The organism is Streptomyces sp. NPDC057280, from assembly GCF_042668605.1.
GTDB lineage: Bacteria > Actinomycetota > Actinomycetes > Streptomycetales > Streptomycetaceae > Streptomyces.
The window spans coordinates 85049-103596 of the sequence record NZ_JBHUYR010000005.1 but is presented as its reverse complement, the minus strand read 5'-3'; the positions used below and the strand labels follow the sequence as shown (position 1 = coordinate 103596).

The following is an 18548-nucleotide window of genomic DNA, read 5'->3' as shown; positions in this document are numbered from 1 at the left end:
TGACTCGTGGGACCAGATCCGTGGCCTGGGGAGTGGGTTGTAGGGCCCTACGCCGAATTTGCCGACTTTGTCGTTACATGCGGGTTGCTTGATCGTCGTATGGGATGCGCATGACGAAACCGGGGGTCAGCGGCGCCGCGGAGGAGGGGGCCGGGAGCGGCGGCTCCCGGCGCGGGACGAAGACCAACTCGCGGTACCTTCGTCGCACGCAGACGAGGAGAGTCATCGTGAGCAAGTTCGTGCGGCCCGCAGCCGAGGGAGCCGACCCGTTCGGGACCGCCCGTCTCAGGCGGGGCGTGCTCGACGCCTGGGCGACCAGCCCCGCCCGGTTCCGCGAGGATGCCAACGCCGAGGAGGACCTCGTCCTCGGCGGCTACCGGGACCGGCTCGTCGTCGAGCTCGCCCAGAACGCCGCCGACGCGGCGGCGCGCGCGGGAGTGGCCGGGCGACTGCGGCTGACCCTGCGCGACGGCGTCCTCGTCGCCGCCAACACCGGCGCCCCGCTGGACGCCGCCGGTGTCGAGTCCCTCTCCACCCTGCGCGCCTCCGCCAAGCGGGACACCTCCGCGGGCACGCCCTCCGTCGGGCGGTTCGGCGTCGGATTCGCCGCCGTCCTCGCCGTCACGGACGAGCCCGCGGTCGTCGGCCGGCACGGCGGTGTCCGCTGGTCCCTCGCCGAGGCCCGTGACCTCGCCGCCGACACCGCCCGGCACAGCCCCGGCCTCGGCGACGAGATCCGGCGGCGCGACGGGCACGTCCCGCTGCTCCGGCTGCCCTTCGCCGCCGAGGGCACCGCCCCCGACGGCTACGACACCGCCGTCATCCTGCCGCTGCGCGACACCGCCGCCGCCGACCTCGCCGAGCGGCTGCTGCGCGCCGTCGACGACGCCCTGCTCCTCGCCCTGCCCGGCCTGGAGGAGGTCGTGATCGAGGCGGGCACCGACGCCCGCACCCTGCGCCGCCGCGCCGACGGCGTCTTCGTCGTCGTGGAGGACGTACGGGACGGGGAGACCGGGACCACCACCTGGCGGGTCGCCTCCGCCCACGGCCCGCTCACCGCCGACCTCCTCGCCGACCGCCCTGTCGAGGAGCGGCTGCGGCCCCACTGGTCGGTCACCTGGGCCGTGCCGGTGGACGCGGAGGGCGCGCCCGTCCGGCCCCGCACCAATCCCGTCGTGCACGCCCCGACCCCCAGCGACGAGCCCCTCGGCGTCCCCGCCCTGCTCATCGCCTCCTTCCCCCTCGACCCCACCCGGCGGCACGCGGCCGCCGGCCCGCTGACCGACTTCCTCGTGCAGCGGGCCGCGGACGCGTACGCCGACCTGCTCGCCGCCTGGCGACCGGTGGGCGTCGGGATCATCGACCTCGTGCCCGGACCGCTGGGCAAGGGCGAGCTGGACGGCGCGCTGCGCCACGCCGTCCTGGAGCGGCTGCCGCGCACCGCCTTCCTGCCGCCCGCCCTGGAGCCCACGGACGATCTGCCCGAGGCACTGCGGCCGAGGGAGGCCGAGGTCGTCGAGGGCGCGGGGGCGGACACCGTCAGCGTGCTCGCCGAGGTGCTGCCGACTCTCCTCCCCGCCGGACTCGAACGGCGCGTGGAACTGCGGACGCTGGGCGTCGCCCGCGTGCCGCTCACCGACGCGATCGACCGGCTCGCCGGGCTGGAGAAGGAGCCCGGCTGGTGGCGGCGGCTCTACGACAGCCTCGCCGGCGTCGACCCGGACCGGCTGTCCGGGCTGCCCGTACCGCTGGCCGACGGCCGGACCACCATCGGGCCCCGGCAGGTGCTGCTGCCCACGTCCGAGGGTGCCCCGGTCGAGCCGGAGACGCTGGCCCGGCTCGGCCTGAAGGTCGCGCATCCCGACGGCGCCCACCCGCTGCTGGAAAAGCTCGGCGCGCTGCCCGCGTCCCCCCGAGCCGTCCTGACCACCCCCCAGGTACGGGCCGCCGTCGCCGCCTCCCTGGACGACGAGGGCGGGCTCGACTGGGAGCAGGACACCCTGGACGCGGAGGAACTCGCCGACACCGTGCTGGCGTTGGCGCGGGACGCGGGTCTCGAACCCGGTGACGAGCCCTGGCTCGGCGCACTCGCCCTCCCCGACGAGGACGGCGAACCGGCCCCCGCCGGTGAACTGGTCTTCCCCGGCAGCCCCTTCCACCAGGTCATGCGGGAAGGCGAACTGGCCACGGTGGACCCGGAGTTGGCGGCGCGCTGGGGCGAACAGCCCCTCGCCGCCTGTGGCGTACTGGCCACCTTCGCCCTCGTCCGCGCCACCGACGTCGTCCTCGACCCGGACGAACTGGAGCCGCGCGACGGGGACTTCGCCGAGCCCGACGACGCCGGACTGCTGGACGCCGTCGACGTGTGGAGCGAGGACGTCCTGGACCGCTTCCCGGACTCGCCGGTGCCGCCGGTCGCCACCGAGCTGGTCGCCGTACGGGACCTGGAACTCGTCGACGAGGAACGCTGGCCCCAGGCCCTCACGCTCCTCGCCCAGCCGCCCCTGCGGGACGCGCTCACCCAGCAGGTGCGCATCCTGCTCGCGGACGGCACCCATGAAGTCGTACGGCCGTACACCGCATGGTGGCTGCGCGGGCACCCGGTCCTGGACGGCCGACGCCCGGCGGGCCTGCTGGCCGCCGGCGGGGACCCCCTCCTCCGCGGCCTGTACGACGAGGCCGACGCGACCGGGTTCGACGACGAGCAGGTGCTGCGGGCGCTGGGCGTCCGCACGTCCGTCGCCGCGCTCCTCGACGAGCCGGGCGGCGCGGCGGAACTCCTGGACCGCCTGGCAGACCCCGAGCGGGAGGTGACCGGGGCTCAACTGCATGCCCTCTACGGGGCGTTGGCCGACCTCGACCCGGAACAGGTCACTCTCCCCGACGAGTTGCGGGCCGTGGTGGACGGGCGGGTGGAGGTCGTGGACGCGGCCGACGCCGTGGTCGTCGACTCCCCGGATCTGCTGCCCTTCACCGAGGGTGTGCCACTGCTGCCGGTACGTCCGACGCGGGCCGCGGAACTGGCGGAGCTGTTCCAGGTGCGGCGCCTGAGCGAGTCGGTCACGGGGTCGGTGGACTCGAAGGGCACCGAGCACGGCGTACCGGACCCGGTACGGGTCCTGCTCGGTCCGCGGACCCCGTCCTCCTACGTCGAGCACGAGGAGCTCGTCGTGGACGGCGTGGAGATCGACTGGCGCCTGACCGGCGACGGGGTCCTGCACGCGGCCACCCTGGAGGGCGTCGCGGCCGGCCTGGCGTGGGCGGCGGGACAGTGGCCGCGGCGGTTCGAGGTGGCGGCGCTGCTGGAGGATCCGTCGCGGACGGAGGAACTGGCGCGGGACCGCTGGTTCGACTGACCCCGAAATCTCTCGCACAAATTTTTCACCGGCCGTACAACCATTCCCACGCGTCACGAATCTGATCACGTGAGTCAACAGACTCACCGATCACTTTGGGCCCAGGCGTGCTGACACGACCGTGGGGGACGATCTCCGTCGGGGCCCCTCTTCACGTGGGGAACGCATGCGCATTCGAGTCCTCGGGGCTGCCGTCACCGGTGCCCTGGCCCTGTCCGCCCTCGCCGTGCCGGCCGCCCAGGCCGACACCGTCGTAGGCGACACCAAGATCTCGAACGTCGTCGTGAACGGTGGCAAGGCTGTCGTCGTCGGCGCGACCGCCACCAAGACGATCTCCGTGACCTTCAAGGTCACGGACGATTCGGGTGTCAAGGACGCCATGGCCATCCTGTGGCACGGCTCGGACTTCGACAACTCCGACAGCGGCGCCGTGGCCACCACCGACGACGCCTACGCCAACTGCACCGCAACGAGCTCCACCACCGCGAACTGCAAGGCCAGCTACGAGATCGAGGCGGGGGCCAACGCCGTCAACAAGGTCGCCGGCACCTGGAAGGTCTGGGGCATCGCCTCGGGCAAGGACGCCGACTACGTCCAGAAGGACAACGTGAAGACCTTCCAGGTCCAGCGTCTGTCCAAGCTGACGGCCAACGCCTCCCCGGAGCCCGTGAAGAAGGGCAAGACCATCACGGTCACCGGCAAGCTGACCCGCGCCAACTGGGACGCGGCGACGTACTCCGGCTACTCCGGCCAGTCGGTGAAGCTGCAGTTCCGCAAGAAGGGCGCCAGCACCTACACGACCGTGAAGACCATCAAGACCACCTCCACGGGCGGTCTGAGCACCACGGTCACCGCGTCGGCCGACGGCTACTACCGCTACAGCTTCGCGGGCACCTCGACCACCCCGGCGGTCTCCGCCACGGGTGACTACATCGACGTGCAGTAGTCAGCCGCACACCCGCACCCGCACTCTCTTCTTTCTCAGCTGAGGAAACACATGCGTATTCGCGCCACCGTGGCCGCCGTCTCCGGCGCCCTGGCCCTCTCCGCCCTGGCCGTCCCGGCCGCGCAGGCGGACAGCTCCACCTACCGTGCCGACGCCGCCAAGGCGTTCGCCGCCGCCACCTCGGGCAAGAGTGCGTTCAGCACCGCCGTCGAGGGCAACCTGGACGTCTCCTTCTCGAACCTGAAGATCGCCAAGGCGGTCAAGGTCGGCATCAAGGACCACGTCTCCACCAAGGTCACCTACACGCTGACCCACGCCGCGGACATCGACATCGCGGACGAGGAGAACTTCGCCAACGGCCCCTTCATCTACAAGGGTTCGTTCGACGCCCCGGTCAACGAGCTGTTCGGCGTCAAGGCGGCCACCTGCACGCCCACCTCGGAGACCACCGCCGACTGCGCGGGCCTGATCGACATCTACCCGTCCGACGCCGAGCTGATCAACTCCGACGCCGGCACCTGGCACGCGGGCGGTCTCGCCATCAACTCCGCCGGTGACTACGGGATCCAGGGCGACCTGGGCACCACCCTCGTCCAGCGCAACTCCAAGCTGACGGTCAACGCCTCGCCGGAGCCGGTGAAGAAGGGCAAGACCATCACGGTCACCGGCAAGCTCTCCCGGGCCAACTGGGAGGACAACGAGTACCACGGGTACTCCGGCCAGTCGGTGAAGCTGCAGTTCCGCAAGAAGGGCTCCAGCACCTACACCACGGTGAAGACGATCAAGACCAACTCGACGGGCAACCTCAAGACGACCGTCACCGCCGCCGCCGACGGCTACTTCCGCTACTCCTTCGCGGGCACCACGACCACCCCGGCGGTCTCCGCCGCGGGTGACTTCGTCGACGTGCAGTAAGCCTCACCGAGCACCATCTCCGCACGCCGGTCCCGGAAGCCGTCCGGGGCCGGCGTTCGTGTTGCTCACCGCGAGGCGTAGGGAAGGAAGCTCTGCCAGGCGGCCGGGGTGACGGCGAGGCGGGGGCTGGTGTCGCGGTACTTGGAGTCGCGGATGTGGATGGTGGTGGGGGTGGTCGCCACTTCGACGCAGGAGTTGCCATCGGTGCCGCTGCTGTAGCTGCTCTTGAACCACACCAGTTCACGCGCGTCCTCGGCAGCGGTCTTGCGGATCATGTCTCTCCCAGCAGGTGCTCGATAAAGGCCAGCGACTCTCTGGGCGGGAGAGCCTGAGCCCGGATGGTGCCATACCGCAGTTCGAGAATGCGGAGCTGTTTCGGATCGGTGATCGGCCGGCCGTTGAAGGCACCGTCCGAGCGCCCAACCGCCGTTCCGTCGGGGAACTTCAGCAGCTCGATCTTGCCGTCCAGGCCCGGGTGGGCGTCGCTGTCCGTCGGCATGACCTGAAGTGTGACGTTGCGCAACGCCCCCACCTCCAGCAGGTGTTCGAGCTGCTGTCGCCATCCCATTGTGCCCCCGACCTTCCGGCGCACCACGGCCTCTTCCAGTACGAAGTGAATGGACGGGGCGGGATCGCGGTCGAAGACCGACTGCCGAGCCAGACGAGCGGCGACCATGCGCTCCACGTCATCCTGCGAATACGGCGGTTGAGCCGCCTCGAACAGGGTTCGAGCGTGATCTGCCGTCTGCAACAGCCCATGGACGCTATTGCACTCGTACACCCCGATCTCGACGGCCTGCGCCTCCATCTTCGCGAGCTCCCGCACCCTCCTCGGATACCGGACCTTCTTCACGTCCTCCCAAGACGCCGAGACCAGCCCACCCGCCCCCAGCACCTCGTCGGCCTTGTCCAGATACTCCTGGCGGGGAATCCGCTTCCCGCCCTCGATCTTGTAGACCAGGTCCTCGCCGTACCCGACCGCCGCCGCGAACTCGGGCACCCGCATCCCCACCGCCTCGCGCCGCAGCCGCAGTTGGCGCCCCACCGTCGCGATGACCGCGACGCCCCACTCGTCGTCCGGGTCGACCTCCCACCCCGGCTCCTCCGCCGTCTCCACCGACATCCCGCACCCCTCCGCCGTACGACCGTGCCGCAACGCCCCCTACCCGTACGCACCGTCCGGACAGCCTGGACACAGCTGGACAAGCCTTGGACAGTCGCTCTACGCATCGGAGTCGTCACTGTTCACGGTAGGCGCACGCGACCACGCTGAGTGACGTGATCCCCAACTTCAGCATTCAGCTCTCCCCCACACCTCGAGGCGCCCGCCTCGCCCGTCTGCTCGCGACCGAGCAACTGCGGTGCTGGGGACTGCCGTCGGATCCGGCGGAGCAGATCGTGGCGGAGCTGGCGGCGAACGCCGTGACGCACGGCCGCGTCCCGGGGCGGGACTTCCGGCTCACGCTCTACGTCGTCGGCGACACCCTGCGCATCGAGGTCACAGACACCCGTGCGGACCTCGAACCCCGACCCGAACAGGCGTCCCCCGAGGCGGAGTCGGGACGCGGTCTCGCCCTCGTGGCGGCGCTCGCGTCCCGCTGGGGCGTCTCGGAAGGCCCGGCACCACGCAAGACGGTATGGGCCGAGGTCACCCCGGCTCCCCAAGTCCCCCTTTTCGTACCGGAACCCGGTTTCCCGCGCTCCGGTGAAAGGGGCGCCCTTTCCAAAGGACCACGACGGTGAAAGAAACCCACCAAGCCCCACCCCTCCCGCCCACGGCGGCTGCTCACCCGCCCGGGTGAACATCGCCAACTGAGCTGGATTTCGGCCCGGTTGCTTGCTCTACGCTCGCCGCAACACACCACCGCAGACATGCGACGGCCCTCGCCGGGACTGGCATCCCAGTGCGAGGGCCTGACCACCGAGGAAGTAGGAGCTTCCCGATGGACACCCAAAACCCTAGCGCCCCCGCGCGCGCCCAGTCCCGCATCGCGGGCAAAAATCACCCTCACTCCGGCGGACTCATCCACGAGCACACCCGCCACACCACCCGCTTCACGGTGATCGGCAACCATCTCGCCCAGCACCCGGACCTGTCGCTGGTCGCGATCGGCCTCGCCACCCACATCCAGTCGCTGCCCAAGGGCGCGCAGGTGTGCATCAAGAGCCTCACGGCCCGCTTCAAGGAGGGTTCCACCCGGATCGCCGACGCGATGCGGGAGTTGCAGGCCCACGGCTATCTGCGCCGCGAAGTGGAACGCGTCTCCGGCGGCCGGGTCATCAGCCGCACGATCTCCTGCAACCAGCCGGGCGCAGTCCGCAGCCAACACGAGGCCGACCAGCCCCCGGCGCCGCCGACGAAGCCCCGCCAACCCCGCAAGAAGCCCCTCCCCGCTGTCCCTCGCCCGTGCTATCCCGCGCCCCAGCTCCTCCAGCAGGCCACCGACCTCCTCGCCCGCCTCCACCGCGACGACCCCCGCCTGCTGCTGTCGGCCTGCGACGCAGCCCACTTGGCCCCGGGAGTCGCGGCGTGGCTGGAACGCGACGTCCCCGCCACACTCGTACGCGAAGCCCTGACCCGGGACCTCCCACCCGAGCCCCTGCACCGCCCCGCGGCCCTCCTGGCCCACCGCCTGACGGCCCAGCTGCCGCCCCTGCCGCCGCCGTACCGCGCCCTCGCACCGAAACCGGCCGCCCCGCACCCATGGCAGGAGTGCCCCGGCTGCAAGCGGGTGTTCCGCGCCCCCGAACCGGGCCGCTGCCGCGACTGCCGAACCGATCTCCCGGAGGCCACTTAGCATGAGAGCGACGATCCTTGCCCCTGGGCACAGACGACGAGGAGCGAGCGCCATGACCATCGCCCCGGACAACGCGCGGCAGGGCGCTTCCCACCTGTACCGGGCCATGCGGAACTTCCTGCAGTCCGTGGACGACACGCTGCCCGGGAAGTTCGAGATCACCAAGGAAGGGATCGTCCACGACATGATGTCGCCGGGAGGGCCTCACGAGGTCACGGCTGCCCACATCAGCCGCCGCCTGGAAAAGATCATGCCGGACGAGCTGCTGGCCCACACCGGCGCACCCGACGTAGAGGACGAACCCGAGGGCATCATGCGCCATCCCGACGTGATGGTGCTCGCATGGGCCGACCTGAACGTCCAGGGTTCGATCGACCCTCACACGCTCATCGCCGCCATCGAGGTGGTCTCCAAGTCCAACCCGAACAACGACTGGGTCACCAAGATGCGCGACTACCCCCTCATGGGCATCCCCGTCTACGCGATCTTCGACCCCCGCACCGGCACCGGCGCCGTCCTCACCGACATCCACTCCACCCCCGACGGCCCGCGCTACGCGACCCGCAAGGACTTCGTCTACGGCGAGGACGTCACCATCGGCGACTGGACGATCTCCACCGCCAGCCTGCCCCGCTACGAGAGCTGAGCCGCCGGGCAGCCCTACGAGTGCCCCAGCTCCGCCGCCGCCTCGTCCGGGACGTCCGGGACCGAACCCGAGTCCGCCGCCGGGCGGAGGGGGAAGGCGTCGACCTTCGTCTCGTCGATCACCGGGGGCGCCGGGCGGGGCGGCTTCGGCATGATCGCTGCCTCCGAGTGGCCGCCGCAGCCGTACGCCAGGGACACCACCCTGCCGTCGGCCGGGGCGAACTCGTTGGCGCAGATGCCGAAGGCCTGGCCGAGGGAGCCGCCGATCGGGGTGAGGAAGCCGCAGCTGACGCAGGTGGCGGGGGCCGCCTGGGCCATGGGGGTCTTGGAGCCGAACGCCTCCTCCCAGCGGTCCGCGGCGCTGTGCAGGCCGTAGCGGGACAGCACGCGGGCGCGGCGCATGCCGAGTTCCTCGGCGATCGCGGCGATCGTGCCGCGTGTGGGTGCGACCGGGAGGTTCGACGGGGTGCCCGCGGTGACCTCCGCGTCCTCCGCCTCCACCAGCTCGGCCATCTCCTCCGAGACCGGCGAGTTCGGGAACGGCTCGTCCTCGCCGGAGTAGCCGGGCTCCAGGCGGAGATCGTCGGCCTCGGTGGGGAGGAGGTCGCCGGGGCCCATGTCGCCGGGGCGCAGGCGCTCGCTCCACGGAACCCATTCGGGGGCGAGGAGGGCGTCCGGGCCGGGGAGGAGGACGACCTCGTCGAGGGTCACCACCTTCGCGCGGGACGCCCTCGCCACCGTCACCGCCCAGCGCCAGCCGCGGTAGCCGAGTTCCTTGCACTCGAAGAAGTGCGTGACGACACGGTCGCCCTCGGAGACCGCACCCGCGTGCTCCCCGACCACGCCGGGAGCCGCCGCCTCCTCGGCTGCGGCGCGGGCGAGGTCGACGGCCTCGGCGCACAGGCGGTCGGGGGTGCGGCTTCGCGTGGTCGCTGCGCTCACAGGTATCGCTTCTCTCCTACGCCGTCTCTCTGGTGCGCCTGCCTGAAAGCGCGGTGGGGCGGACGGAGCGGACCGGGGGGCCGCGTCGACGTCCGCGCCCGCTCACGCTCGGGCGCACCTGTCCATCCATTCTGCGGGATGGCTGAGATACGCACGCTACCTGCTCGCGTGCGTACGGCCTACACCGACGGGACGTTTACCGTCCTTCCGACCGCCTTCCGACTGCCTCATGACCGCCTTCCGACCGCCTTCCGACCGCCAGGAAAGCGCGGACATACGCGCGGTAACCGCACTACGAAGCCCTGACTCGGGGCACTATGAACGTCGTGGCAACCGCGAAGACGCCCCAAGGGGCCACCGGGATCAAGGGCAGCGGCAGGACGCGAGGTTCCCTGCGTTCCGTCGGGCGTGCCCTGCACTTCCCGGTGTCCGGGCCCGCCCGCGGCATCCGCAAGGCCACGCACGCCCACGGCGCGGGGGAATCCGGCCTCGGCAAGCTGATCGAGCTGCACGGTGTGAACGGCGCGGGCGATGTGATGATCACGGTCGCGCTCGCCTCGACCGTGTTCTTCTCCGTCCCCACCGACGAGGCCCGCGGGCGTGTCGCCCTCTACCTCGCCATCACGATGGCACCCTTCACGGTCCTCGCCCCGGTGATCGGCCCGCTCCTCGACCGGCTCCCGCACGGCCGCCGCGCCGCGATGGCCGGTGCCATGCTGGCCCGGGCGCTGCTCGCGCTCGTGCTGTCCGGAGCCGTCGTCAGCGGCAGCCTGGAGATGTATCCGGCGGCCCTCGGGGTGCTCGTCGCGTCCAAGGCGTACGGGGTGGTGCGAAGCGCCGTCGTGCCGCGGCTGCTGCCGCCCCGGTTCTCCCTCGTCAAGGCCAACTCCCGCGTCACGCTCGGCGGGCTCCTCGCCACCGGCATCGCCGCGCCGATCGGCGCCGGGTTGCAGGCGATCGGGCCGCGCTGGCCGCTCTACGGCGCCTTCGTGATCTTCCTCGCGGGGACCTTCCTGTCCTTCACGCTGCCGCCGAAGGTCGACTCCGCCAAGGGCGAGGACGTCGCCCTGCTCGCCGCCGACGAGAAGCATCTGCACGGGCCCCACCGGCAGCCGGTCAAGCGCCCGGGCCTGCGGACCGTCGGCATCGCCGTCACCCACGCCCTGGGCGCCAACGCCGCCCTGCGCTGGCTGTCCGGCTTCCTGACCTTCTTCCTCGCCTTCCTGCTGCGCGAGCACCCGCTGACCGGCGAGAGCGCGGCCGTCTCCCTCGGGATAGTGGCCGTCTCGGCGGGTGTGGGCAACGCGCTCGGCACGGCGGTCGGCGCCGGGCTGCGCTCCCGCGCGCCGGAGATCATCATCGTGACCGTCCTCGCGGTCGTCCTCGGTACGGCGATCACGGCGGCGATCTTCTTCGGCGCGTTCCTCGTCGCCGTCCTCACCGCGGTCACCGGCTTCACGCTGGCCCTCGCCAAGCTGTCCCTGGACGCGCTGATCCAGCGGGACGTGCCCGAACAGGTGCGCACCTCGGCGTTCGCCCGCTCGGAGACGATGCTCCAGATGGCCTGGGTGTTCGGCGGCGCGGTCGGCATCGTGATGCCCCTCAACGGCACGCTGGGCCTCGCGGTGGCCGCCGCGGTCATCGCCGCGGGCTGGCTGACGACGGTGAAGGGGCTGCTCGGCTCGGCCCGCCACGGGGGCGGTCCGCGCACGCGCGTGGCGTAACGAACAGGGCACGCCGTACCCCGCATAAAGAGACTGCTGCACCTGCCCGATAGCCTTCCGCCATGACCACGATGCAAGCCGCTGTGCGACGCCGCCGCGCCGTCGCCCTCGCCGGCGCCGTTTCCGCCGGACTGCTCGTCCTGGCGGCCTGTGACAAGCCGACGCCCCGCGCGACCGTGACGGTCGGCAAGAACTCCATCAGCGCCGAGGCCACCTGCTACGAGGACGGTGACGACCTCGGCCAGGAGAAGGCCACCAAGTGCGCCCTGAAGAAGGCGTCCGACGCGATCGAGGTCTCCCAGAGCGAGACCCTCCGCATCGGCGTCGACCCGAAGATCGCGGACACCGGCTGGGCGCTGTGGATCAACGGCCAGCAGGTCACGAACGTCTACAAGAAGACGTACTACTCGTTCCAGGGCGTCGACCTCTTCGCCGACCAGCAGGGCCAGGCCGCGCCGAAGACGCTGTACATCAGCATCGTCGAGCAGGACAAGCCCAAGAGCGCGGGCGCCAGCAAGGAGTTCAAGGGCGTCTGGAACTTCAAGCTCCACAACGCCGACGCCTGATCCGCCGTACGCCATGCGCATCCTCGTAGCCACCGCGGTCCCGGTCGAACGGGATGCGGTGGCTCGTGCGTTGACGGGCATGGACGCGGATGTGATCGCCGCCGGGGTGGGGCCCGCCCTCGCCGCCGCCGCGACCGCGACCGCCCTCGCCACCGCCTCCTACGGTCTCGTCGTCTCCGCGGGTATCGCGGGCGGCTTCCCGCCGGACGCGCCCGTCGGGTCGCTCGTCGTCGCCGACGAGATCACCGCGGCGGATCTGGGCGCCGAGACGGCCGAGGGGTTCCTGCCGGTCACCGAGCTCGGCTTCGGGACCGTCACCCACCGTCCGCCGGAACCACTCGTACGAGATGCCGTCGCCGCCACCGGCGCCCGCGCCGGAGCCGTCCTCACCGTCTCCACGGTGACCGGCACCGCCACCCGCGCCGCCCTCCTGAAGGGCCGTCACCCCACCGCGCTCGCCGAGGCGATGGAGGGCTTCGGGGTCGCCGAGGCCGCCGCGCTGCACGGTGTGCCGGTGCTGGAGATCCGGGCCGTCTCCAACCCCGTCGGCCCGCGCGACCGCGCCGCCTGGCGGATCGGCGACGCGCTCGAGGCCCTGACCGAGGGCTTCGGGAAGCTCGCACCCGTACTGGAGAGTTGGAAGACGGTATGAGCCCCTTGAATCCCGTGAAAATGCAGATCGCCTACTCGCCCTGCCCGAACGACACCTTCGTCTTCGACGCCCTCGCGCACGGCCGGGTGCCGGACGCGCCCGCGCTGGACGTCACGTTCGCGGACATCGACATCACCAACGGCATGGCCGAGCGCGGTGAGTTCGATGTGCTGAAGGTGTCGTACGCCGTGCTGCCGTACGTCCTCGACGAGTACGCGCTGCTGCCCTGCGGCGGCGCGCTGGGGCGGGGCTGCGGGCCGCTGGTGCTGACCCGGGAGGCGGGGGCCGACCTGGCCGGGCGGACGGTCGCGGTGCCCAGCGAGCGGTCGACGGCGTATCTGCTGTTCCGGCTGTGGGCGGCGGACACGCTGCCGCGCGGGGTCGGCGAGATCGTCGTCATGCCGTTCCACGAGATCATGCCGGCCGTGCGGGACGGGAAGGTCGACGCCGGACTCGTCATCCACGAGGCGCGCTTCACGTACCAGAACTACGGCCTGCACAAGCTCGCCGACATGGGCGAGCACTGGGAGGACACCACCGGGCTGCCCATCCCGCTCGGCGCGATCATCGCGAAGCGGTCGCTGGGCGCCGAGACGCTGACGCGGCTCGCCGACTCCGTCCGCGCCTCCGTGCGCGCCGCCTGGGACGAGCCCGAGGTGTCCCGGCCGTACGTCATGGAGCACGCCCAGGAGATGGACCCGGCCGTCGCCGACCAGCACATCGGGCTGTACGTCAACGAGTTCACGGCGGATCTCGGCGAGGACGGGTACGCGGCGGTCAGGGGTCTGCTGACGCGTGCGGCGGCCGAGGGACTGGTACCGCCCCTCGGCCCGAACGCACTGGAATTCCCCTAGAAATCCACCAGTTCCGTACGCCCTCTATACGTCGAGTTGATCGGCGACCGCGCGCAGCAGGCCGGCGATCTTCTTTCCGGCGACCTTGTCGGGGTAGCGGCCGCGCTCCAGCATCGGTGTGATGTTCTCCAGGAGGGTCGTCAAATCCTGGACGATGGAGGCCAGTTCGTCCGGCTTCTTTCGGGTGGCGGCCGCGACCGACGGGGTCGGGTCCAGGATGACGACCGAAAGGGCCTGGTCACCGCGCTGTCCGGCGACGACGCCGAACTCCACGCGCTGGCCCGGCTTCAGTGTCTCGACTCCGGCGGGGAGGACCGAGGAATGGACGAAGACGTCACCGCCGTCGTCGCGGGAGAGAAAGCCGAAGCCCTTCTCGCTGTTGAACCACTTGACCTTGCCGGTAGGCACGTCTGTTCCTCGTCCTCGTACTCGTCGGAAAACTGCTTCTGAAAACGGCTCTTGATAGCACTGGGGCGGGTCGTCGGACCCGCCGGTACCAAGGCTAATGGTCTTAGGGCCGGTGACAAGACGTCGCCCGGTTGTTCCTTCGGGCAGGGAACTACCCTGGTCCGGTGCGTGACAAAACCCAAGCGAATTCCGCCGGGCCCGGTGACCGACTGATCCGTGCCGGTGCCATCGTGTTCTTCGTCGGTACGGTGGCCACACTCGTCACCGTGGCCCCGCTGTTTCTCGGTACGACGCCCTTTCCGACGTACATGTTCGGACTGAGCATGCTCATGGGCGTCGGCTTCCTGATCGCCGCCGCGGGAGTGCTGCGGTCGGTCGCGGCGGGACGGCGTCAGGCGCGGGCCGCCGGGAGGTAGCCGGCGAACCAGGCCGGGAACTCCGTGAGGTCGGCCAGGACCACGTCCGCGCCGGCCTCGGTGAGCTCCGCCACGCTGCACGGGCCCGTCGCCACGGCCACCGACAGCGCCTCGGCGGTACGGGCTCCGCGCACGTCGCCGAGGTGGTCGCCGACGTAGACCGACGCGCCGTGCTCGCGCAGCGCCACCGCCTTCTGCTCGGCCCACAGGTCGCCGATGACCGCGTCGGGATCGAGCCCGAGGTGCTCGACGTGCAGCTTGGCGCTCGGCTCGTACTTCGCGGTCACGACGATCGCGCGCCCGCCCGCCGCGCGCACGGCCGCGACGGCCTCCCGAGCGCCGTCCATCGCGGGCGTCGCGGCGATGGCGATCGCCGGGTACATCGACCGGTACAGCTCGGCCATCTCCGCCACCCGCTCCGCCGGGAACCAGTGGGCTATCTCCTCCACCAGCGGCGGCCCGAGCCGGGTGACCGCGAGGTCGGCGTCGATGTACGTCCCCGTCCGCTCGGCGAGCGCCACGTAACAGGCGTGGATGCCGGGCCGGGAGTCGATGAGGGTCATGTCGAGGTCGAAGCCGACGGTCGGGGCGGAGATGGGTGCAGAGGCCATATGGGTCATTGTGCCCGGACCGCATGAGGGCCGGACAGCGGATAAAACCGGCCTACCGCTGCCGCTGTGAGCGCCACACCACGAACAGCGCCGACGCCACCGCCGCGCCCCGCACCACCCAGGGCCAGGTGTCGGCGACCGCGGCGTTCATCTGCCCCTCGGCGATGGGCTCGCCCCAGCGGCCCTCGGTCCTGCCCCACAGCCATACGATCCCGGCGGTGAGCGCCAGGCCGGGCAGGTACATCACGGCCCACTTGGTCTCCGTGTCGGTCAGCCGCCGGGAGGCGTAGGCGATGAGCCAGCCGACGAGCAACACGACGAGGTTGCCGATCACGGCACCGACGACCAGGCAGCCGGCGGCGAGCAGCAGCAGGGGGTTGGTCCACTTGCCCTTCGGGAGGGAGAACAGACGCCGGCGGCGCGGGGCCGCGACCTCCTCCGCGACCTCTGCCGGCTTTTGCGCCGCCTTCTCGGCCGGCGGTTTCGGGGTCTCCTTCGGCGGCGGGGGCTTGAGCAGCTCGGGGATCTCCACGCCGCCGACGAAGCCGGGGACGCTCTCGCCGGCGCCGAACGGGGAGCCCTCCGTCCGCCACCAGTCCGGCGGGAGCGTGCTGTTCCCGAGCTCGGACGCGCCGGCGAGGTGCGGCGGGGCCGGGGCCTCGTCCGGGGTCTCGGCGGGACGGGGCTTGGGGATGATCCGGCGCAGCCCCTTGGGGCGCGGCTCCGCGACGTCCCGGTCCCGCTGCACGGGTACGGCGGTGGGGGTGGGCGTGGGAGCCGACGCGGTCTGCGGGGCGCCGCCGGCCGCGGTGACGACCTCGTCGGGGCTGCCGAGCCGGTCGATGATGCCGCGTACGGCCGCGGGGCTGTCCACGGGCGCCTTGGCGCGGCGCCGGTCGATCTCGTTGCGCAGCTCGGAGACGAGGCGCATGCGGGTGCCGGACGGCAACTGCCGCTGCTGCGCGACGTCGCCGACGCGGCTCAGATACTCGTAGACGACCTGATCGCTCTCGATACCCACGAAGTCCCTCCGGGGGGCGGCGCGTTGAAACCCCGGAGTGACGGTATCGCGCGCGGGGCGGCCGACGTAGCCGCGTACGGTCGTGCCGCCGGGGCGGGTTCCGACGCCCGAGCCACCCCTCACCGTCGTACCGACCGGATACCGTGGGGCGGATGAGCACCCCGGCCACCCCGCCCCGCTCCCTCGCCGAAGCCCTCCGGGCCAGGGACGACGTCTCCCTGGCCGCACTGCTGCGGGCCCGCCCCGACCTCATCACCCCCGTCCCCACCGACCTCACCCAGCTCGCCACCCGCGCGGGGACGCGTGCCTCGGTCGTGCGCGCCCTCGAACGCCTGGACCGGTTCGCGCTGCAGACCGCGGAGGCGCTGGCCGTGGCCGGGGACCCGGCGTCGTACGAGGAGCTGCTCGGGCTGATGGCCGGGGACGCCGGGGACCACGCCGTCGCCGCCGCGCTGCCCCGCGCGGTGGGCACACTGCGCGAGCAGGCGCTGGTGTGGGGCGAGGACACGCGGCTGCGGCTGGTGCGCACCGCGCGGGAACTGCTCGCGCCCTCGCCGCAGCATCCGTCACCGACCGGGCTCGGGCCGACCGTGCAGGAGGCGTCCGCGGGGATGTCGCCGGGGCGGATCCAGGAGATCGTGGCCGCGGCCGGGCTGCCGTCCACCCACGACTCGGTGTCGGCGGTGGCCGCGCTGACCCGGTTGTTCACCGACCGCAAGCGGATGGCGAAGCTGCTCGGCGGGCTGCCGGAGGAGTCCCTCGACGTGCTGCGGCGGCTGATGTGGGGGCCGCCGTACGGGCAGGTCACCGCCGATCCGGCGCCCCGGCTGCGGCGGCTGCTGGACCTCGGGCTGCTGCTGCCGACGGCGCCGGGGACGGTCGTGCTGCCGCGTGAGGTCGCGCTGCATCTGCGGGGCGGGCTCGCGCACCGGGCGACCGAGCCGGTGCCGCCGGTCGTGGAGGCGGCGGCCTCGTACCGTCCACAGGTTGTGGACGCGACGGCGGCCGGGCAGGCGTACACCGCGCTGGCGACCGTCGAGGAGCTGCTGAAGGACTGGGACGAGGGCGGGCCCGCGGTGCTGCGGGCCGGCGGGCTGAGCGTGCGGGACCTGAAGCGGACCGCGGTCGCCCTCGACGTGCCCGAGCCGGTCGCCGCGTTCTGGGTCGAACTGGCCTACGCGGCGGGGCTGCTGGCCTCCGACGGCGAGGCCGACGAGCGGTACGCGGCGACCCCGGCGTATGACGAGTGGCTGGAACAGCCCCCCGCGGAGCGCTGGGCGCGGCTCGCACAGGCGTGGCTGGCGGCGACGCGGACGCCGGGACTGGTCGGCGGCCGGGACGCGAAGGAGCGGACCCTGTCGGCGCTGGGTCCCGGCCTCGACCGCAGTGCCGCGTCGGAGGTACGACACCGGGTGCTGACCCTGCTGGCGGGCCTGCCGGAGGGGGCGGCGCCGACGGCGGAGTCGGTGCTGGCGCGACTGCGCTGGGAACGGCCGCAGCGCCGCGAGGACGACCTGCGCTCGCGACTCGCCCAGTGGACCCTCAGCGAGGCCGAGCTGCTGGGCATCACGGGGCGCGGGGCACTGTCGGCGCACGGGCGGGCGTTGCTGGGGCCGGCGGCCGCCTCCGTCCGGGCCGCCGCGCAGGAACCGAAGCAGCCCGACGAGCCGACCGGCCCCGGCGACAGGCTGCCCGTGCACCACCACCCCGTACCGGCACCCCACCCGGAACCCCTCTCCGCCGCCGAGCAGGCCGTCGCCGTCGCGGCCGCCGGGCGGTTGCTCGCGCCGTTGCTGCCCGAGCCGCTCGACCATGTGCTGCTCCAGGCCGACCTGACGGCGGTGGCGCCCGGGCCGTTGCGGCGGCCGCTCGCCGACATGCTGGACGTGCTCGCGGACGTGGAGTCGAAGGGCGGGGCGACCGTGTACCGGTTCACGCCCGGCTCGGTGCGGCGGGCGCTGGACGCCGGGCAGTCCGCCTCCGACCTGCACGCCTTCCTGGCCGCGCACTCCCGTACGCCGGTGCCGCAGCCGCTCGCCTATCTGATCGACGACGTGGCCCGCAAGCACGGCCATCTCCGGGTCGGCGCGGCCGCCGCGTACGTCCGCTGCGACGACGACGCCGTGCTGAACGAGATCCTCGCCGACAAGCGGGCCGCGGGGCTGGGGCTCCGGCGTCTCGCCCCCACGGTCCTCGCCTCGCAGGCCGATCCGGCGGCCCTGCTGGACGGGCTGCGCTCGATGGGGTTCGCGCCGGCCGCCGAGTCCGCCGAGGGCGACGTCCTGATCGCCCGCGCACACGCCCACCGCACCCCGCCGCGCACCGCCCCCGAGCCGGTGCCGGACGGCCCGCCGGTGCCGGACGCCACGCTGCTGGCGGCGGCGATCCGCGCGATCCGGGCCGGTGACCTGGCCTCCACGACCCCGCGCAAGCAGACCCCCGCGGCGGGTCCCACCGGTGAGCTCCCGCGCACCAGCCCCGCCGAGACCCTCGCCACGATGCAGGCCGCCGTCCTCACCGGCGAGGCCCTGTGGATCGGCTACGTCAACGCCGAGGGCGCCGCCAGCCAGCGCGTCATCGCCCCGGTCCGGGTGGAGGGCGGCTTCGTGACGGCGTACGACCACACGGCGGACGAGGTACGGACGTACCCGCTGCACCGGATCACGGGCGTGGCCGAACTCGCAGGCGACTAGG

At 72.3% G+C, this 18548-nt stretch carries 18 protein-coding genes; 12 read left to right on the top strand and 6 right to left on the bottom strand.

What is annotated here, in order from left to right; all coding sequences use genetic code 11:
* Positions 1–227: 227 nt before the first annotated feature.
* The 3 genes from ACFUO4_RS28010 (at position 228) to ACFUO4_RS28000 (ending at position 5217) form a co-directional block, all read left to right on the top strand.
* Positions 228–3356 (top strand): sacsin N-terminal ATP-binding-like domain-containing protein, encoded by a 3129-nt coding sequence (locus tag ACFUO4_RS28010; RefSeq protein ID WP_383489987.1) that lies wholly within the window; start codon positions 228–230, stop codon positions 3354–3356.
* Between the two features lie 166 nt (positions 3357–3522).
* A complete protein-coding gene (locus ACFUO4_RS28005; protein ID WP_079306884.1) occupies positions 3523–4302 on the top strand; it encodes a DUF5707 domain-containing protein in 780 nt (259 codons plus the stop codon).
* Between the two features lie 51 nt (positions 4303–4353).
* Positions 4354–5217: a hypothetical protein gene (locus tag ACFUO4_RS28000; RefSeq protein ID WP_079306886.1), complete on the top strand. Its 864-nt coding sequence runs from the start codon at positions 4354–4356 to the stop codon at positions 5215–5217.
* Positions 5218–5282: 65 nt separating this feature from the next.
* Here the strand turns inward: ACFUO4_RS28000 and ACFUO4_RS27995 are convergent, their stop codons facing one another.
* Together ACFUO4_RS27995 and ACFUO4_RS27990 are read right to left on the bottom strand one after the other, a co-directional pair.
* Positions 5283–5492 (bottom strand): DUF397 domain-containing protein, encoded by a 210-nt coding sequence (locus ACFUO4_RS27995; protein ID WP_383489984.1) that lies wholly within the window; start codon positions 5490–5492, stop codon positions 5283–5285.
* Complete coding sequence (locus ACFUO4_RS27990; protein ID WP_383489981.1) at positions 5489–6340, bottom strand: helix-turn-helix domain-containing protein; 852 nt, start codon at positions 6338–6340, stop codon at positions 5489–5491. The genes ACFUO4_RS27995 and ACFUO4_RS27990 overlap by 4 nt, the downstream gene beginning before the upstream one ends.
* Before the next feature lie 155 nt (positions 6341–6495).
* Here ACFUO4_RS27990 and ACFUO4_RS27985 point away from each other — a divergent pair, with 155 nt between their 5' ends.
* The 3 genes from ACFUO4_RS27985 (at position 6496) to ACFUO4_RS27975 (ending at position 8661) form a co-directional block, all read left to right on the top strand.
* On the top strand, positions 6496–6960 hold the full coding sequence (locus ACFUO4_RS27985) for an ATP-binding protein (protein ID WP_383489978.1): 465 nt from the start codon (positions 6496–6498) through the stop codon (positions 6958–6960).
* Positions 6961–7160: 200 nt separating this feature from the next.
* Positions 7161–8015 (top strand): helix-turn-helix domain-containing protein, encoded by an 855-nt coding sequence (locus ACFUO4_RS27980; protein WP_383489975.1) that lies wholly within the window; start codon positions 7161–7163, stop codon positions 8013–8015.
* A gap of 52 nt (positions 8016–8067) precedes the next feature.
* Positions 8068–8661 (top strand): Uma2 family endonuclease, encoded by a 594-nt coding sequence (locus tag ACFUO4_RS27975; protein WP_079306894.1) that lies wholly within the window; start codon positions 8068–8070, stop codon positions 8659–8661.
* A 14-nt stretch (positions 8662–8675) separates the two neighbouring features.
* Here the strand turns inward: ACFUO4_RS27975 and ACFUO4_RS27970 are convergent, their stop codons facing one another.
* Positions 8676–9602, bottom strand: a complete 927-nt coding sequence (locus tag ACFUO4_RS27970; RefSeq protein ID WP_079306896.1) for a DUF3027 domain-containing protein — start codon at positions 9600–9602, stop codon at positions 8676–8678.
* A 326-nt stretch (positions 9603–9928) separates the two neighbouring features.
* Here ACFUO4_RS27970 and ACFUO4_RS27965 point away from each other — a divergent pair, with 326 nt between their 5' ends.
* The 4 genes from ACFUO4_RS27965 to ACFUO4_RS27950 all read left to right on the top strand — a co-directional run bounded on the left by ACFUO4_RS27965 (position 9929) and on the right by ACFUO4_RS27950 (position 13398).
* Positions 9929–11326 carry an MFS transporter gene (locus ACFUO4_RS27965; protein ID WP_179143271.1) on the top strand — a complete coding sequence of 466 codons (1398 nt, stop codon included), beginning with the start codon at positions 9929–9931 and terminating at the stop codon, positions 11324–11326.
* A 62-nt stretch (positions 11327–11388) separates the two neighbouring features.
* The gene (locus tag ACFUO4_RS27960) at positions 11389–11892 is read left to right on the top strand and encodes a hypothetical protein (RefSeq protein WP_079306900.1); all 504 of its coding nucleotides are present in this window, start codon (positions 11389–11391) and stop codon (positions 11890–11892) included.
* 13 nt (positions 11893–11905) lie between these two features.
* Complete coding sequence (locus ACFUO4_RS27955; RefSeq protein WP_079306902.1) at positions 11906–12544, top strand: futalosine hydrolase; 639 nt, start codon at positions 11906–11908, stop codon at positions 12542–12544.
* The gene (locus tag ACFUO4_RS27950) at positions 12541–13398 is read left to right on the top strand and encodes a 1,4-dihydroxy-6-naphthoate synthase (RefSeq protein ID WP_383489969.1); all 858 of its coding nucleotides are present in this window, start codon (positions 12541–12543) and stop codon (positions 13396–13398) included. The genes ACFUO4_RS27955 and ACFUO4_RS27950 overlap by 4 nt, the downstream gene beginning before the upstream one ends.
* 24 nt (positions 13399–13422) lie before the next feature.
* On the opposite strand, the gene ACFUO4_RS27945 is transcribed toward ACFUO4_RS27950, so the two are convergent.
* On the bottom strand, positions 13423–13806 hold the full coding sequence (locus tag ACFUO4_RS27945; protein ID WP_059195867.1) for a cold-shock protein: 384 nt from the start codon (positions 13804–13806) through the stop codon (positions 13423–13425).
* Between the two features lie 164 nt (positions 13807–13970).
* Here ACFUO4_RS27945 and ACFUO4_RS27940 point away from each other — a divergent pair, with 164 nt between their 5' ends.
* Positions 13971–14222 (top strand): hypothetical protein, encoded by a 252-nt coding sequence (locus ACFUO4_RS27940; RefSeq protein ID WP_079306906.1) that lies wholly within the window; start codon positions 13971–13973, stop codon positions 14220–14222.
* Here the strand turns inward: ACFUO4_RS27940 and ACFUO4_RS27935 are convergent.
* Together ACFUO4_RS27935 and ACFUO4_RS27930 are read right to left on the bottom strand one after the other, a co-directional pair.
* Positions 14198–14833, bottom strand: a complete 636-nt coding sequence (locus ACFUO4_RS27935; protein WP_383489965.1) for an HAD family hydrolase — start codon at positions 14831–14833, stop codon at positions 14198–14200. The genes ACFUO4_RS27940 and ACFUO4_RS27935 overlap by 25 nt on opposite strands.
* A 52-nt stretch (positions 14834–14885) precedes the next feature.
* Positions 14886–15854, bottom strand: coding sequence for a hypothetical protein (locus ACFUO4_RS27930; protein ID WP_383489962.1), 969 nt, complete (start codon positions 15852–15854; stop codon positions 14886–14888).
* Between the two features lie 152 nt (positions 15855–16006).
* Between ACFUO4_RS27930 and ACFUO4_RS27925 the strand changes: the two genes are divergently transcribed.
* Positions 16007–18547, top strand: coding sequence for a helicase-associated domain-containing protein (locus tag ACFUO4_RS27925; protein ID WP_383489959.1), 2541 nt, complete (start codon positions 16007–16009; stop codon positions 18545–18547).
* The last annotated feature ends 1 nt before the right edge of the window (position 18548 follow it).

What these genes read in the sequence shown, in the direction of transcription:
- ACFUO4_RS28005 (WP_079306884.1), top strand. Translation starts at nt 3,523, where the DNA reads ATGCGCATTCGAGTCCTCGGGGCTGCCGTCACCGGTGCCCTGGCCCTG.
- ACFUO4_RS28000 (WP_079306886.1), top strand. Translation starts at nt 4,354, where the DNA reads ATGCGTATTCGCGCCACCGTGGCCGCCGTCTCCGGCGCCCTGGCCCTC.
- ACFUO4_RS27995 (WP_383489984.1), bottom strand. Translation starts at nt 5,492, where the DNA reads ATGATCCGCAAGACCGCTGCCGAGGACGCGCGTGAACTGGTGTGGTTC.
- ACFUO4_RS27990 (WP_383489981.1), bottom strand. Translation starts at nt 6,340, where the DNA reads ATGTCGGTGGAGACGGCGGAGGAGCCGGGGTGGGAGGTCGACCCGGAC.
- ACFUO4_RS27980 (WP_383489975.1), top strand. Translation starts at nt 7,161, where the DNA reads ATGGACACCCAAAACCCTAGCGCCCCCGCGCGCGCCCAGTCCCGCATC.
- ACFUO4_RS27975 (WP_079306894.1), top strand. Translation starts at nt 8,068, where the DNA reads ATGACCATCGCCCCGGACAACGCGCGGCAGGGCGCTTCCCACCTGTAC.
- ACFUO4_RS27960 (WP_079306900.1), top strand. Translation starts at nt 11,389, where the DNA reads ATGACCACGATGCAAGCCGCTGTGCGACGCCGCCGCGCCGTCGCCCTC.
- ACFUO4_RS27955 (WP_079306902.1), top strand. Translation starts at nt 11,906, where the DNA reads ATGCGCATCCTCGTAGCCACCGCGGTCCCGGTCGAACGGGATGCGGTG.
- ACFUO4_RS27950 (WP_383489969.1), top strand. Translation starts at nt 12,541, where the DNA reads ATGAGCCCCTTGAATCCCGTGAAAATGCAGATCGCCTACTCGCCCTGC.
- ACFUO4_RS27935 (WP_383489965.1), bottom strand. Translation starts at nt 14,833, where the DNA reads ATGGCCTCTGCACCCATCTCCGCCCCGACCGTCGGCTTCGACCTCGAC.
- ACFUO4_RS27925 (WP_383489959.1), top strand. Translation starts at nt 16,007, where the DNA reads ATGAGCACCCCGGCCACCCCGCCCCGCTCCCTCGCCGAAGCCCTCCGG.